Source organism: Stenotrophomonas sp. Ker107b, assembly GCF_053847245.1.
This window is the reverse complement of record NZ_JBSPHX010000001.1, coordinates 1,084,516-1,098,698: the sequence shown is the minus strand read 5'-3', so window position 1 is coordinate 1,098,698 and position 14,183 is coordinate 1,084,516. Positions and strand designations below refer to the sequence as shown.

The following is a 14,183-nucleotide window of genomic DNA, read 5'->3' as shown; positions in this document are numbered from 1 at the left end:
ACTACACCACCGATGGACAAGGCACTCTACGTCGCGATGACCGGTGCACGCGCCTCCCTGCAGGCGCAGGGCACGCTGTCGCACAACCTGGCCAACACCGATACCCCCGGCTTCAAGGAGGCGCTCGCCAATACCGAGGCCTACCCGGTGAAGGGGACCGGCTACGCCTCGCGTGTGGATGCGATGCACGTCGACGCCGGCTTCAACCGCCGGATGGGCGCACAGCAGCTCACCGGCAACCCGTTGGATCTGTCCCTGCAGGCCGGCAACTGGCTGGCCGTGCAGGCGCCCGGTGCCGACGGTGGCGAGGCGTACACCCGTGGTGCGGCACTGTCGATCACGCCCAATGGCCAGCTGGTCACCGCCGGCGGCCATCCGGTGCTTGATGAGAACGGCAATCCGCTGGCGGTGCCGCCGCACCAGGCCATGGATATCGGCAACGACGGCACGATCTCGATCATCCCGCTGGGCGAAGGCCCGCAGACCATGGCCAACATCGGCCGCATCCGCGTGGTGCAGGCCGAGGACGCCCGGCTGGAGCGCGGCCTGGACGGGCTGATGCGCAACACCGATCCGCAGCAGCCGTTCGTGCAGGCCCAGGGCAAATCGCTGGAAAGCGGGCAGCTGGAAGGCAGCAACGTCGATGCCGCCGGCGCACTGGTGCAGATGATCCAGCTGCAGCGCCAGTACGAAATGCAGGTGAAGGTGATCAAGCACGGCGACGACAACGCCCGCAGTGCCAACAGCCTGCTGCGCCTGGGCGGCTGATCGCCGCCCGTGACGTAATCCCGGCGCAGTTGTGGCACGCGCCATGCATTGCCCTTCACAAGGGCCGCACCACGCGGCCATCCGCTACAACACAGGAATCACGCCATGAACCAGGCATTGTGGATCGCCAAAACCGGACTGGATGCGCAGCAGACGCGCATGTCGGTGGTTTCCAACAACCTCGCCAACACCAACACCACCGGTTTCAAGCAGGACCGTGCCAGCTTCGAAGACCTGCTGTACCAGCAGGTCCGTCAGCCGGGTGGCGCGTCCTCCGCCCAGACGCAGCTGCCCTCGGGCCTGCAGCTGGGTACCGGTGTGCGCGTGGTCGCCACCGCCAAGAATTTCGAGCAGGGCAGCCAGCAGCAGACCGGCCGCGCGCTGGACGTGATGGTCAACGGCCGCGGCTTCTTTGAAGTGCAGATGCCGGACGGCTCCTCGGCCTACACCCGCGATGGCTCGTTCCAGCGCAACCAGGATGGCGAGCTGGTCACCAACAGCGGTTACCCGGTGCAGCCGGGCATCCAGATTCCGGAAGGCGCGCAGTCGCTGACCATCGGCACCGACGGCACCATCAGCGTGAAGATGGCCGACGACGCCGCCACCGTGGAAATCGGCGCGCTGACCCTGACCGACTTCGTCAATCCGGCCGGCCTGCAGGCCCGCGGTGAAAACCTCTTCCTGGAAACCACCGCCTCCGGCCCCGCGCAGAACGGCAATCCCGGCCTCAACGGCCTGGGCACCGTGGTCCAGGGCGCGCTGGAAGGCAGCAACGTCAACGTGGTGGAAGAGCTGGTCTCGATGATCGAAACCCAGCGCGCCTACGAAATGAATGCCAAGGCGATCTCCACCACCGACGCCATGCTCGGCTACCTCAACCAGAACGTCTGATCGGTCGAACCGGGAACCTGCCATGTCGCGTCTTGCCCCTACCCTCCGCCTGCTCGCCGCCGCCGTCCTCGTCGCCACGCTGAGTGGCTGCGTGATCGCCGGCGATGTCCGGCCGTACCCGGCCATGGCGCCGGTCATGCCGGTCATGCCGCCGTCCGCCGAAGCCACCGCCGGGGCGATCTACGCCGCCGGCCCCGGGCTGCAGCTGTACTCGGATCGCCGGGCACGCGATGTGGGCGACCTGCTCACGATCACCCTGACCGAGAACACCACCGCGCAGACCACCGCCAACACCTCCACCTCGAAAGAGTCGGAACTGAGCATCGGCACCCCGACGATCTTCGGCGCGCCGGTGACGCTGGGCGGCAAGGACATCCTCAGCGCCAGCGCCGCCGGGTCGCGCGACTTCACCGGCAAGGGCACCAGCGCGCAGAGCAACCGCCTGCAGGGCAACGTGACCGTCACCGTGATCCAGCGCCTGCCCAACGGCAACCTGGTGGTACAGGGCGCCAAGAACCTGCGCCTGAACCGCGGCGATGAGCTGGTGCAGGTGCAGGGCATCGTGCGCGCGGCGGACATCTTCCCGGACAACACCATTCCCTCCAGCCGTGTAGCCGATGCCCGCATCGTCTACGGCGGCCGTGGCCCGATCGCCCAGTCCAACGCGATGGGCTGGTTGAGCCGCTTCTTCAACTCGGCGCTGTCGCCGTACTGAGCCTGACATGACCTTCTTCCTTTCCCTCATTTGCCGTCAGCGAAGCGCCGAAGCGTGCCCAGAGGCGGCGCGGTCAGATCCGGGCGCGTGGCGACGCCTCGAGCCGACCGGCGCCCTCTGGTCATGGGGCGCGGCGTCGCTCTACACGTCGAAGCAACGAGGCGTGGTGTCGCACGGCGCGACGCGCGCGCTGCTCGCGCTGCTGGCCGTGTTCGCGCTGGTTGCACCCGCCTCCGCCGAGCGCATCAAGGATCTGGCGCAGGTTGGCGGCGTGCGCGGCAACGCGCTGGTCGGGTACGGCCTGGTGGTCGGCCTGGATGGCAGCGGCGACCGCACCAGCCAGGCCCCCTTCACCGTGCAGAGCCTGAAGAACCTGCTCGGCGAACTGGGCGTCAACGTGCCAGCCAACGTCAACCCGCAGCTGAAGAACGTGGCGGCCGTGGCGATCCACGCCGAGCTGCCGCCGTTCGCCAAGCCGGGTCAGCCGATCGACATCACCGTCTCCTCGGTGGGCAACGCGGTCTCGCTGCGCGGTGGCTCGCTGCTGATGGCGCCGCTGCGCGGTGCCGATGGGCAGGTCTACGCGATCGCCCAGGGCAACCTGATCGTCGGCGGCTTCGGCGTGCAGGGCAAGGATGGCTCGCGCGTCTCGGTCAACGTGCCCAGCGTCGGCCGCATTCCCAACGGCGCCACTGTCGAGCGTGCGCTGCCGGACGTGTTCAGCGGCGGTGGCGACATCACCTTGAACCTGCACAAGAACGACTTCACCACGGTCTCGCGGATGGTGGCGGCGTTGAACAACGCTTTCGGCGAAGGCGCTGCCCGTGCCATCGATGGCGTCACCGTCTCGGTGCAGTCGCCGTCCGATCCGGGCGCACGCATCGGTCTGTTGGCGCGTATCGAGAACCTGGAACTCACCCCCGGCAGCGCGCCGGCCAAGGTGGTGGTCAACTCGCGTACCGGCACCGTGGTGATCGGCTCCCAGGTCCGTGTGGGCGCGGCGGCGATCTCGCATGGCTCGCTGACCGTCACCATCAACGAGAACCTCAACGTCAGCCAGCCGGGCGCCTTCAGCGGCGGCCAGACGGCGGTCACACCGCAGTCGACGATCACCGCGACCGCCGATGGCAGCCGCATGTTCAAGTTCAATGGCGGGACCACCCTGGATGAAATCGTGCATGCGGTGAACGCCGTCGGCGCGGCCCCTGGCGACCTGATCGCCATCCTGGAAGCCCTCAAGCAGGCCGGCGCGCTGAGTGCCGAGCTGGAGGTGATCTGACATGCGCATTCAACCTGCGCTGGAACTCAACCCCGCCCAGCCCAACAGCCCGGCCAAGGTCGACAAGGTCGCCCGCCAGCTGGAGGGCCAGTTCGCCCAGATGCTGATCAAGAGCATGCGTGAGGCCAGCTTCGGCGATTCGCTGTTCCCCGGCGAAAACACCATGTTCCGCGAGATGTACGACCAGAAGATCGCCGACGCGATGACCCGCGGCCGCGGGCTGGGCCTGTCCAGCATGATCGCGCGCCAGCTCGGTGGCGGCGAAGGCGAGACCGCCAAGCCGGTGGATACCTCGCTCAACCCGGCCGCCGCACTGCGCGCCTATCGCCTCAATGCCCCGGCCGCCGCTGGCCTGCCGATGCCTGCGGTGACGGCGCCGGTGGTGCCCAGTGAAGTGGATCTGCTGCAGCAGCTGGGCGGCAGCGAGCCGTCGGCCGTCCTGCAGCCGATGGAGCGTGCGCTGGACCTGATCGCCGGGCGCGAGAGCAGCCAGATGCACGAGGCGATCGGCAGTCGTGATCCCTACGCCGCCGCTGCCGAGGCCGATCCAGCCAGCGCCAACTGGGCGATGGCCGACGACCGCTGGCAGGACGTCAACCGCACGGCCGCCACCGGCCCCAGCGCGGTCGACAACCTGGCCGCCTCCACCGCGGCTGCGGAACTGGGCCCGCACACGCCGGCCGGCTTCGTCGCCAGCATCTGGGGCCATGCCCAGCAGGCCGCCCGCGAACTGGGCGTGGACGCCAAGGCGCTGGTCGCCCAGGCTGCTCTGGAGACCGGCTGGGGCCGCAAGCTGGTGCGCCGCAGTGGCGGCGACAGCACGCACAATCTGTTCGGGATCAAGGCCAACGGTTGGCAGGGCGATCGCGCCACCAGTGGCACCCACGAGTACGTCAATGGCGTGCGTCGTAACGAAACCGCCAGCTTCCGCGCCTACAACTCGGTGGGCGAGAGCTTCGCCGACTACGTTCGCCTGCTGAAGACCAGCCCGCGTTACCAGAACGCCCTCCAGGCCGGCAGCGACGTCCGCAGCTTCGCGCAGGGCCTGCAGCGCGCCGGCTACGCCACCGACCCCACCTATGCCGCCAAGATCGCCGCGATCGCCGGCGGCCCGACCATCGAACGCGCCGTCGCGGCCGTGACCGATGCCGGCCAGCGCCTGGGTCGCACTTTTGCCAGCACCGCCAGCCCGACCGGGCTGGGTGTCATCCGTCGTTGAGGTAATCCATGTCCAGCGTTCTCTCCACCGGCACCAGCGCACTGCTCGCTTTCCAGCGCGCCCTGGCGACCACCAGCCATAACGTCGCCAACATCAAGACGCCGGGCTACAGCCGGCAGAAGGTGGATTTCGCCACCGCCAACCCGCAGAACTACGGGTATGGTGACGTCGGCAACGGCACCCGCATCACCGATGTGCGCCGTGTCGCCGACCAGCTGGCGATCTCGCGCCTGCTCGACGGCAGCGGTGAACTGGCGCGCCTGAAGCAGCTGTCCACCATGGCCGACCGCGTGGACGCCATGTTCTCCGACACCGCCACCAACGTCGCCGGTGTGTGGTCGAACTTCTTCGACTCCGTCAGCGGCCTGTCCTCCAATGCCTCCGGCAGCGCCGACCGCCAGAACGTGCTGGATGCCGGCAAGACCCTGTCCGGCCGCTTCCAGCAGCTCAACACCCAGCTCAACAACCTCAACGGCGAGGTCAACAACGGCCTGATCGCCGGTGCTACCGAGATCAACCGGCTGGCCAAGGAAATCGCCCAGCTCAACGGTGCGATCGGTGGCAATGCCGCCACTGCGGCGCCGGATCTGCTGGACCGCCGTGACGAACTGATCGCCAACCTGGTCGGCTACACCGGCGGCAACGCGGTGATGCAGGACGGCGGGCTGATGAACGTCTACACCGCCGGCGGACAGGCGTTGGTGGTAGGTACCACGGCCTCCAAGGTCACCACCGTCACCGACCCCTACCAGCCCGAGCGCCTGCAGCTGGCGCTGGAAAGCCAGGGCCAGAAGATCACCATCGAGCCCAAGACGCTCGGCGGCCAGATCGGCGGCCTGCTGGAGTTCCGCGACACGGTGCTGACGCCGGCCCAGGCCGAGCTCGGCAAGCTGGCGATCGGCATGGCCAGCAGCTTCAACGACGTCCACCGCCAGGGTGCCGATCTTTACGGCCAGATGGGCGGCGACTTCTTCAACATCGGCAACCCGCGCATCACCGCCAACAGCAACAATGCGGGCACCGCCCAGATGACCGCGCGCTTCGGCGATCTGGCCAAGCTGGACGGCCAGAACATCGTGATGAAGTTCGACGGCACCCAGTGGCTGGCCTCGCGCGCTGACACCGGCGCGAGCATCCCGATGACCGGCACCGGCACCGCTGCCGACCCGCTGGTGCTCAACGGCGTCGAGCTGGTCATGACCGGCACCCCGTCCACCGACGACCGCTTCCTGCTGCAGCCGACCGCGGGCGTGGCCGGCAGCATGGCAGTGGCGATCACCGACACCTCCCGCCTGGCCGCTGCCGCCCCGATCAAGGGCACCGCCGCGATGGCCAATACCGGCACCGGCAAGCTGACCGGGGTCAAGGTGACCGACGCGGACAACGCCGCGCTGCGCACGCCGGCGGCGATCGTGTTCATCAGCGCCACCGAATACACCATCGATGGCGGAGCACCCAACACCTATACCGCTGGCCAGACCATCACCGCCAACGGCTGGAGCTTCGTCCTCGACGGCGCGCCCAGGACGGGCGACACGTTCAACATCGGACCGACTCCGGCCGGCTCCTCGGACAACAGCAACGCGCTGCTGCTGGCCAAGGTCGAGCAGGCCAAGGCGTTCAACGAAGGCACGGTCACCCTCAGTGGCGCGCTGGGTGGCCTGACCACCCAGGTCGGTGCCGCCGCGCGTTCGGCCGAGTACTCCCTGATGGCCCAGCAGGTGATCACGGACCAGGCGCAGGCCGCCCGCGACTCGATCTCCGGCGTCAACCTGGATGAAGAAGCCTCGGACATGCTCCGCCTGCAGCAGGCCTACCAGGCTGCCTCGCAGCTGATCTCCACCGCCGACACCATGTTCCAGACGATCCTCGGAGCCGTACGCTCATGAACAATCGTATTTCCACCGGCATGATGTTCAATCAGTCGGTGTCGCTGATGCTCGCTTCACAGGCCAAGATGAACCACCTGGAGCGGCAGATCGCCACCGGCAGCAAGATCGTGTCCGCCAAGGACGACCCCGTCTCGGCCGGCAGCGCGGTCGGCCTGGACCGTACCCTGGCCTCGCTGGACCGCATGCAGCTCAACGCCGGCAACGTGCAGAACCGGCTGGGCATCCAGGAAAACGCCCTGGCCCAGGTCGGCGACATGATGGGCCGCATCACCGAACTGACCATCTATGCCAACAACCCGGCGCTGGCCGCGGCTGACAAGCAATCCATGGTCACGGAAATCGAGGCGATCCGCGGCAATCTGCTGGCGGTGGCCAACAGTACCGACGGCACCGGCCGCTATGTATTCGGTGGCACCGACGACGGCAGCCCGCCCTTCAGCCAGATCGATGGCCGGATCGTCTACAACGGCGACCAGAACCAGCGCCAGGTCGAGGTCGGCCCGGACACCTACGTGCTCGACGCCCTGCCCGGCAGCGAAATCTTCATGCGCATCGTCACCGGCGATGGGCATGTGGATGCCGCGGCGGCCGCCGGCAACACCGGCACCGGCGTGCTCACCAACGTCACCCGCAACGGCGATGGCAGCTGGAATGGCGAGGGCTTCAGCGTGCGCTTCACCGCCGCCGATGCCTACGAACTGGTCGATGCCGGCGGCACCGTGGTGTCCACAGGGAGCCTGAAGACCGGGGACGACATTGTGGTCAACGGCGTGCGCCTGCATATCGACGGCGTTCCAGCGGCAGGTGACACCTTCGAGGTGAGCCCGTCCTCCAGCCGCGACATCTTCGGCACCTTGGATTCGCTGATCGGGGCCTTGAAGATGGATACGGGCACCCCTGCCCAGCAGGCAGCGCAGCAGAACCTGCTGCAAAGCGGCCTGCGCGACGTGGCCCGGGCCTCGGAGCGGATGATCGACTCCCGCGCTTCCGGCGGTGCTCAGTTGAAGATGCTGGACAATGCTGCGGACATGCGCGAATCGAATGTCGTGACCCTCAAGACCACGCTCTCGCAGATGCGCGACCTGGATTACGCCGATGCGTTGAGCCAGTACCAGCTGGAAAAGACCGCCCTGCAGGCAGCACAGACCCTGTTCTCACAGATGCAGTCGATGTCGCTGTTCAACACGATCCGCTGACCCCCCTACAACCTGGGTTGGCCTGAAGGCCGCGATGCTTTGAGCATCGCGGCTTTTTTCGTTTTTGGGCCCTGGCATATCGATGATCAGGCTTGAGTAGCACTACGACGACGCCCGCGGCGCGCTAAGAATGGCCCCTAAAGCCACCCAGCCTCTTTTCACGGCGTCCCGCAACGGCTCACACGAACCGCCGGAGCTCCCGGATAGCCGTGGAGTCGTCGCCCCCCCTCCTCCCTGTAAATCCGCGTGAATCCCCTCCTAAAGGTTGTTGACAAAGCGCCGTTATTGATTTGGCAACAGCGAAGCACACAGCCAAAAACAAAAAAACGGCGGCGCTTCGTTCCTTTCACCACCAGGATTCCAATAAGGGAGACGATCCATGGCACAGGTAATCAACACCAACACGATGTCGCTCAACGCTCAGCGCAACCTGAGCACCAGCGGCAGCTCGCTCGCTACCACCATCCAGCGCCTGTCGTCGGGCCTGCGCATCAACAGCGCAAAAGACGACGCCGCTGGCCTGGCGATCTCCGAGCGCTTCGGCACCCAGATCCGCGGCACTGACGTCGCCATCCGCAATGCCAACGACGGCATTTCGTTGGCGCAGGTCGCCGAAGGTTCGCTGAACGAAGTCGGCAACAACCTGCAGCGCATCCGCGAACTGGCCGTGCAGGCCTCCAACGCGACCAACTCCGCCAGTGACCGAAAGGCACTGCAGGCCGAGGTGACCCAGCTGGTCAGCGAAATCGACCGCGTCGCCAAGCAGTCCGACTTCAACGGCACCAAGCTGCTGGACGGCAGCTTCACCAGCCAGCTGTTCCAAGTGGGCGCCAATGCGGGTCAGGCCATCGCGATCAACAGCGTGGTCAATGCCAAGGCGGATTCCCTCGGCGCAGCCACTTTCGCCAACAACTACCTCTCAGAGGGTCTGGCGGCTGACAAGGCTCCGGACGACATCGTTTACTCGCAGATGCAGATCTCGGTCACGCCCGAAGGCGGCACGGCTGCAGATGCCAAAGCGATCAACATCGGCGACATCACCATCAAGGCGGGCGAATCGATTTCCGCTGCGGTCGCTGGCGCCGTGAATGCAAAGCTGGGCGAAACCGGCGTCTACGCCGAGGTCAAGGAGAACAAGATCACCCTGAGCTCGGTGAAGGCCGGCGAGACGTTCGAGCTGGCCTTCGATGGGCCGGAGAACGATGACGCGACGGTGGCAACCGCGGCGCTCCTCGGTCTGACGGAGGAAGCTACTCCCGGTGGCGGCGGCACGCTGACCGGTGCGACCAACCAGTTCGTCAAGGATTTGTCGGTTCAGGATGTGGTCGGTGCCCAGCGCACGCTCGAAATCGTCGACAAAGCGCTGGAGTCGGTGAACAGCGTTCGCGCCGACCTCGGTGCCATCCAGAACCGTTTCACCTCGGTCGTTGCAAATCTGCAGACCTCCTCCGAAAACCTGTCGGCCTCCCGCAGCCGTATCCGCGACACCGATTTCGCCAAGGAAACCGCGGAGCTGACCCGCACCCAGATCCTGCAGCAGGCCGGGACGGCAATGCTCGCCCAGGCCAACCAGGTTCCCCAGAACGTGCTCAGCCTGCTGCAGCGCTGACATGAGACGCTCCTGAAGCACGTCAGGAGCGGCTAACCCAACTCACGTGCAACTGCTCAAGGACCTCTCCTCATGGCACAAGTCATCAACACCAACACGATGTCGTTGAATGCTCAGCGTAACCTGAGCACCAGCGGCAGCTCTCTGGCCACCACCATCCAGCGCCTGTCCTCGGGTTCGCGCATCAACAGCGCCAAGGACGACGCCGCCGGCCTGGCCATCTCCGAGCGTTTCGGCACCCAGATTCGTGGTACCGACGTCGCCATCCGCAATGCCAACGACGGCATCTCGCTGGCCCAGGTCGCCGAGGGTTCGCTGACCGAAATCGGCAACAACCTGCAGCGTATCCGCGAGCTGTCGGTACAGTCGGCCAATGCGACCAACTCTGCCAGCGACCGCAAGGCGCTGCAGGCCGAAGTCACCCAGCTGGTCAGCGAAATCGATCGCGTCGCCAAGCAGTCCGACTTCAACGGCACCAAGCTGCTGGACGGCTCGTTCTCCAGCCAGCTCTTCCAGGTTGGCGCCAATTCTGGTCAGGCCATTGCCATCGATAAGGTGGTCAACGCCAAGGCAGACTCGTTGGGTGCAGCTCAGTTCGCGACCGCCTTCGAGGGTACGACACTCGATGACGGTGACGACACCAACGGCAAGGAAGACATCGCTGCAGCGGACATCACCTACAAGCAGCTGACCTTGAAGATCACTGCCCCCGGCGGTGACCCGACGGCTGACGCGGTCAAGTTTGATGTTGGCGACTTCACCATCAAGTCCGGTGAATCGATTACTGCAGCTACTGCCGCAGCGATCAACGGAAAGATCGGCGAGACGGGCGTCTATGCTGAGGTGAAGGAAGGCGTGATCAACCTGACCTCCGTAAAGGCCGGTCAGCAGTTCTCGATCGACATCGATGGCACGGATACCGAGACTGAGGACGCGGTGACCGCCGACCTCGCAGCGCTTGGCTTGACGGAGGCGTCCACCGATGGCGGCACCATTGACACCACCAAAGCGGCAAGCGTGCTGAAGGACCTGTCTGTGACGACCGTTGCAGGTGCCCAGCAGGCGCTGGAAATCGTCGACAAGGCGCTGGAATCCATCAACAGCACCCGTGCTGACCTGGGTGCCATCCAGAACCGCTTCACTTCGGTCGTTGCAAACCTGCAGACCTCGTCGGAGAACCTGGCCTCCTCGCGCAGCCGTATCCGCGATACCGATTTCGCCAAGGAAACCGCCGAACTGACCCGCACCCAGATCCTGCAGCAGGCCGGTACGGCCATGCTGGCCCAGGCCAACCAGGTGCCGCAGAACGTGCTCAGCCTGCTGCGTTAAGCAGGCCACAAATCGCCCGCGCCGAGTCATTCGGCGCGGGTGTAGCAACCGACTCATGGTCCATCGCCAAAGGAAACCAACATGGCACAGGTAATCAACACCAACACGATGTCGTTGAATGCTCAGCGTAATCTGAGCACCAGCGGCAGCTCTCTGGCCACCACCATCCAGCGCCTGTCCTCGGGTTCGCGCATCAACAGCGCCAAGGACGACGCCGCCGGCTTGGCAATCTCCGAGCGCTTCGGCACCCAGATCCGCGGTACCGACGTTGCCATTCGCAACGCCAACGACGGTATCTCGCTGGCGCAGGTCGCCGAAGGTTCGCTAACCGAAATCGGCAACAACCTGCAGCGTATCCGCGAGCTGTCGGTACAGTCGGCCAATGCGACCAACTCCGCCAGCGACCGCAAGGCGCTGCAGGCCGAAGTCACCCAGCTGGTCAGCGAAATTGATCGCGTCGCCAAACAGTCCGACTTCAACGGCACCAAGCTGCTGGACGGTTCGTTCTCCAGTCAGCTCTTCCAGGTTGGCGCCAACGCCGGCCAGGCCATTGCCATCGACAAGGTGGTCAATGCCAAGGCCGATTCCATTGGCTCCGCGACCTTTGCAACGGAGTACAAGGGTACAGCGATCCTTGAGACTGCTGATGCCGCAGCTGACGACGTGGTGCTGTCCGAACTTGCCATCACCGTGACATCGGCGGACGGCGTTGAGTCGAAAATCGACATCGGCGACATCAGTGTGAAGAAGGGTGAATCGCTGTCGGCCGCAACCGCAGCAGCGATCAATGCGAAGATCGGCGAGACTGGCGTTTATGCTTCCCTTGACACCACCACGACCGCAGGGAGCGTTGGTATCAACCTGACCTCGGTGAAAGCCGGGCAGGAATTCGCCATCGCTGCCGATGGCACGGAATCGACCAACGAAGACGCTGAAGCGATCGCACTGGCAGACGTTGGCCTCGCAGGCGGCGGCACTGACGCCGGCACGATCACCGCTACCAGCACCGCGAGCGTATTGAAGGACCTCTCCGTGACCACGGTGGTCGGTGCACAGCAGGCGCTGGAAATCGTCGACAAGGCGTTGGAGTCCATCAACAGCACGCGTGCTGACCTGGGCGCCATCCAGAACCGCTTCACCTCGGTGGTTGCAAACCTGCAGACCTCGTCGGAAAACCTGGCCTCCTCGCGCAGCCGAATCCGCGATACCGACTTCGCCAAGGAAACTGCCGAACTGACCCGCACCCAGATCCTGCAGCAGGCCGGTACGGCCATGCTGGCCCAGGCCAACCAGGTGCCGCAGAACGTGCTCAGCCTGCTGCGCTGATCCACACCTGCATCGCTCCCGCCGCCGGCTTCGGCCGGCGGCGGGAGCAACCCGAAGCCTCGCAATCGTCACGCAGGAACGGGCCATGGCCATGAGCCGGACTCTCTCCCGGTCGCCACATCTTCGTGGCCATGGCCCGCCCCTGCGGCAGAACTGTTATCAGCGCTGTTTGTTTGACTGAACACCCCGGGTGGCTTCGTCTCCCCCCGTTTTTCAGTAGCCTGACCCCTCCTCTGCATTGGAGGAGGGTTTTTTACAGACCCTCTGGCATGAGCGCGAATCGCCGCCCTGCCCCAAGCTACCTGCAACCGCCGTGCCAAACCCGGCGCCAGATTGCTGGCACAAATCCTGCATCAACGAGAGTTCTAAAGACCCGGCGGCTACGGCCGCTAATTTCGTTGATGGCATCGCCCTGCACCAGGTCGCAGCGGCAACACACAGGAGATACAACGTGGCGGACTTCGGTTACGGCGGCATCGGTTCAGGACTCGATATTTCCGGCATGGTCAGCAGCCTGGTGGCTGCCGATCGCAAGCCGGCGGACAATGCACTGAACCTGCAGCAGTCCAAGGCCAAGATGCAGCTCTCGGCGATCGGGACGGTAAAGTCTGCGTTCGACACCCTGAACACGGCACTGAAAGCGCTGAAGGCCGACACCGCGTTCGACGCGCGAACGGTAACCGCCAGCAAATCCGGCACTGACGAGATTTTGACTGCCACCGGCACCAATGCCGCTGCAGCTGGCACCCATCTCATCAACGTGACGAAACTCGCCACGGCCAACAAGTGGATCGCTGACACGGCACTGCCGAAAACCGAGACGTTTGGCGCCGGAACCCTGACACTGACTGTCGGAGAGGGCGACAAGCAGAAGACGTTGAACATCGACGTGGCCGCGGATGACACGCTCAGCTCGATCCGCACCAAGATCGAAAAAGCGGGTCGCGCATCCGGGGTTCAGGCGACGCTTATCGCTTCAGGAGACAGTCAGTACTTGTCGCTGTCGCAGGGGAAGTCAGGCGCCGCCAATGCAATCAAGCTGACTGCAGACGCGGGCAATCCCAAGCTGGTCGCGCTCGCCGGGAGCCTGAAGGAGCATACGAAGGCAGCAGACGCAGAGTTGACCATCGATGGTGTGGCCGTCACCAGCAGCGAGAACACCGTCAGCAGCGTTGTGCCCGGCCTCACACTGAATCTGAAAAAAGAGGGCGAAAGCACCGTCACCATCACCACCGATGCCGCCGCAGCGCGCAAGGTGATGCAGGACTTCGTGACCGCCTACAACGGCGCAATCGCTGCGATCAACACCGCGACCAAGTACGACATCGAGAACAAGGAGCCCTCGTCGCTGACCGGCGATGCGCAGATGCGTGGCGCCTCCAGCCAGTTGCGCGGCCTGATGGGCGGCATCCTGAAGGATCTGTCGGCGGCCGGCTTGGATCCCAAGACGCTGGGGCTTCAGACCCGAGGCTATCCCAACGCCGATGGCAGTCTGGTACTGGACACGGCGAAGTTCGACGCGGCGCTGGTCAACCAGGGCGGTGCTGTGCGAGAGGCGCTCACTGGTGATGATGGCGCAGCAGCCAAGCTGTTTGCCATGGTGGATGGCTATGTCAGCACCGCTGTAGGCAAGGAAGGGGCGTTCGTGTCGCGCACCAAGGGTATTAACGCCACGCTGACCGACATCGACAAGCGCCGCAAAGCCCTGGACGTACGCATGGAAGGCGTGTCCGAGCGTTACAAGAAGCAGTTCCTGGCACTGGACGCGTTGATGAGCAAAATGAGCCAGTCAATGTCCAGCCTGAGCAGTCAGCTCTCCCAGCTCAGCGGCTGATCGATCAAGGCCGCGGACTCAAGTTGAACCGGTCCGCTGCCGATACCACACGCAGGACACCCCGCAGGCTCCACCCGGTGCCGACGATGTCGCGAACCTCGCGGCCCCGAACGAAGGAGACATGA

11 protein-coding genes are annotated in these 14,183 nt (G+C 65.1%); all 11 read left to right on the top strand.

Features of this window, described 5'->3' with window-relative positions; translation table 11 throughout:
- Positions 1 to 12 precede the first annotated feature (12 nt).
- The 11 genes from ACWV8V_RS05165 (at position 13) to fliD (ending at position 14,058) form a co-directional block, all read left to right on the top strand.
- Complete coding sequence (locus ACWV8V_RS05165) at positions 13 to 768, top strand: flagellar basal body rod protein FlgF (protein WP_259260904.1); 756 nt, start codon at positions 13 to 15, stop codon at positions 766 to 768.
- Between the two features lie 105 nt (positions 769 to 873).
- Positions 874 to 1,659, top strand: a complete 786-nt coding sequence (gene flgG / locus ACWV8V_RS05160; RefSeq protein ID WP_123729220.1) for a flagellar basal-body rod protein FlgG — start codon at positions 874 to 876, stop codon at positions 1,657 to 1,659.
- A 22-nt stretch (positions 1,660 to 1,681) separates the two neighbouring features.
- A complete protein-coding gene (flgH, locus tag ACWV8V_RS05155) occupies positions 1,682 to 2,374 on the top strand; it encodes a flagellar basal body L-ring protein FlgH (RefSeq protein WP_259260905.1) in 693 nt (230 codons plus the stop codon).
- Positions 2,375 to 2,537: 163 nt separating this feature from the next.
- Complete coding sequence (locus tag ACWV8V_RS05150) at positions 2,538 to 3,653, top strand: flagellar basal body P-ring protein FlgI (RefSeq protein ID WP_259260906.1); 1,116 nt, start codon at positions 2,538 to 2,540, stop codon at positions 3,651 to 3,653.
- A 1-nt stretch (position 3,654) separates the two neighbouring features.
- Positions 3,655 to 4,872, top strand: a complete 1,218-nt coding sequence (locus ACWV8V_RS05145) for a glucosaminidase domain-containing protein (protein ID WP_455899100.1) — start codon at positions 3,655 to 3,657, stop codon at positions 4,870 to 4,872.
- Between the two features lie 8 nt (positions 4,873 to 4,880).
- Positions 4,881 to 6,761 carry a flagellar hook-associated protein FlgK gene (gene flgK / locus ACWV8V_RS05140; RefSeq protein WP_455899099.1) on the top strand — a complete coding sequence of 627 codons (1,881 nt, stop codon included), beginning with the start codon at positions 4,881 to 4,883 and terminating at the stop codon, positions 6,759 to 6,761.
- On the top strand, positions 6,758 to 7,960 hold the full coding sequence (gene flgL, locus ACWV8V_RS05135; protein WP_455899098.1) for a flagellar hook-associated protein FlgL: 1,203 nt from the start codon (positions 6,758 to 6,760) through the stop codon (positions 7,958 to 7,960). Before flgK ends, flgL begins: the two co-directional genes overlap by 4 nt.
- A 379-nt stretch (positions 7,961 to 8,339) precedes the next feature.
- Positions 8,340 to 9,569, top strand: a complete 1,230-nt coding sequence (locus ACWV8V_RS05130) for a flagellin (protein WP_455899097.1) — start codon at positions 8,340 to 8,342, stop codon at positions 9,567 to 9,569.
- A 72-nt stretch (positions 9,570 to 9,641) separates the two neighbouring features.
- Positions 9,642 to 10,898, top strand: a complete 1,257-nt coding sequence (locus tag ACWV8V_RS05125) for a flagellin (RefSeq protein ID WP_455899096.1) — start codon at positions 9,642 to 9,644, stop codon at positions 10,896 to 10,898.
- A gap of 81 nt (positions 10,899 to 10,979) precedes the next feature.
- Complete coding sequence (locus tag ACWV8V_RS05120; RefSeq protein ID WP_455899095.1) at positions 10,980 to 12,224, top strand: flagellin; 1,245 nt, start codon at positions 10,980 to 10,982, stop codon at positions 12,222 to 12,224.
- A 451-nt stretch (positions 12,225 to 12,675) separates the two neighbouring features.
- The gene (fliD, locus tag ACWV8V_RS05115) at positions 12,676 to 14,058 is read left to right on the top strand and encodes a flagellar filament capping protein FliD (RefSeq protein ID WP_455899094.1); all 1,383 of its coding nucleotides are present in this window, start codon (positions 12,676 to 12,678) and stop codon (positions 14,056 to 14,058) included.
- Positions 14,059 to 14,183 lie beyond the last annotated feature (125 nt).

Coding starts and splice junctions, on each gene's coding strand:
- ACWV8V_RS05165 (WP_259260904.1), top strand. CDS start 13: ATGGACAAGGCACTCTACGTCGCGATGACCGGTGCACGCGCCTCCCTG.
- flgG (WP_123729220.1), top strand. CDS start 874: ATGAACCAGGCATTGTGGATCGCCAAAACCGGACTGGATGCGCAGCAG.
- flgH (WP_259260905.1), top strand. CDS start 1,682: ATGTCGCGTCTTGCCCCTACCCTCCGCCTGCTCGCCGCCGCCGTCCTC.
- ACWV8V_RS05145 (WP_455899100.1), top strand. CDS start 3,655: ATGCGCATTCAACCTGCGCTGGAACTCAACCCCGCCCAGCCCAACAGC.
- flgK (WP_455899099.1), top strand. CDS start 4,881: ATGTCCAGCGTTCTCTCCACCGGCACCAGCGCACTGCTCGCTTTCCAG.
- flgL (WP_455899098.1), top strand. CDS start 6,758: ATGAACAATCGTATTTCCACCGGCATGATGTTCAATCAGTCGGTGTCG.
- ACWV8V_RS05130 (WP_455899097.1), top strand. CDS start 8,340: ATGGCACAGGTAATCAACACCAACACGATGTCGCTCAACGCTCAGCGC.
- ACWV8V_RS05125 (WP_455899096.1), top strand. CDS start 9,642: ATGGCACAAGTCATCAACACCAACACGATGTCGTTGAATGCTCAGCGT.
- ACWV8V_RS05120 (WP_455899095.1), top strand. CDS start 10,980: ATGGCACAGGTAATCAACACCAACACGATGTCGTTGAATGCTCAGCGT.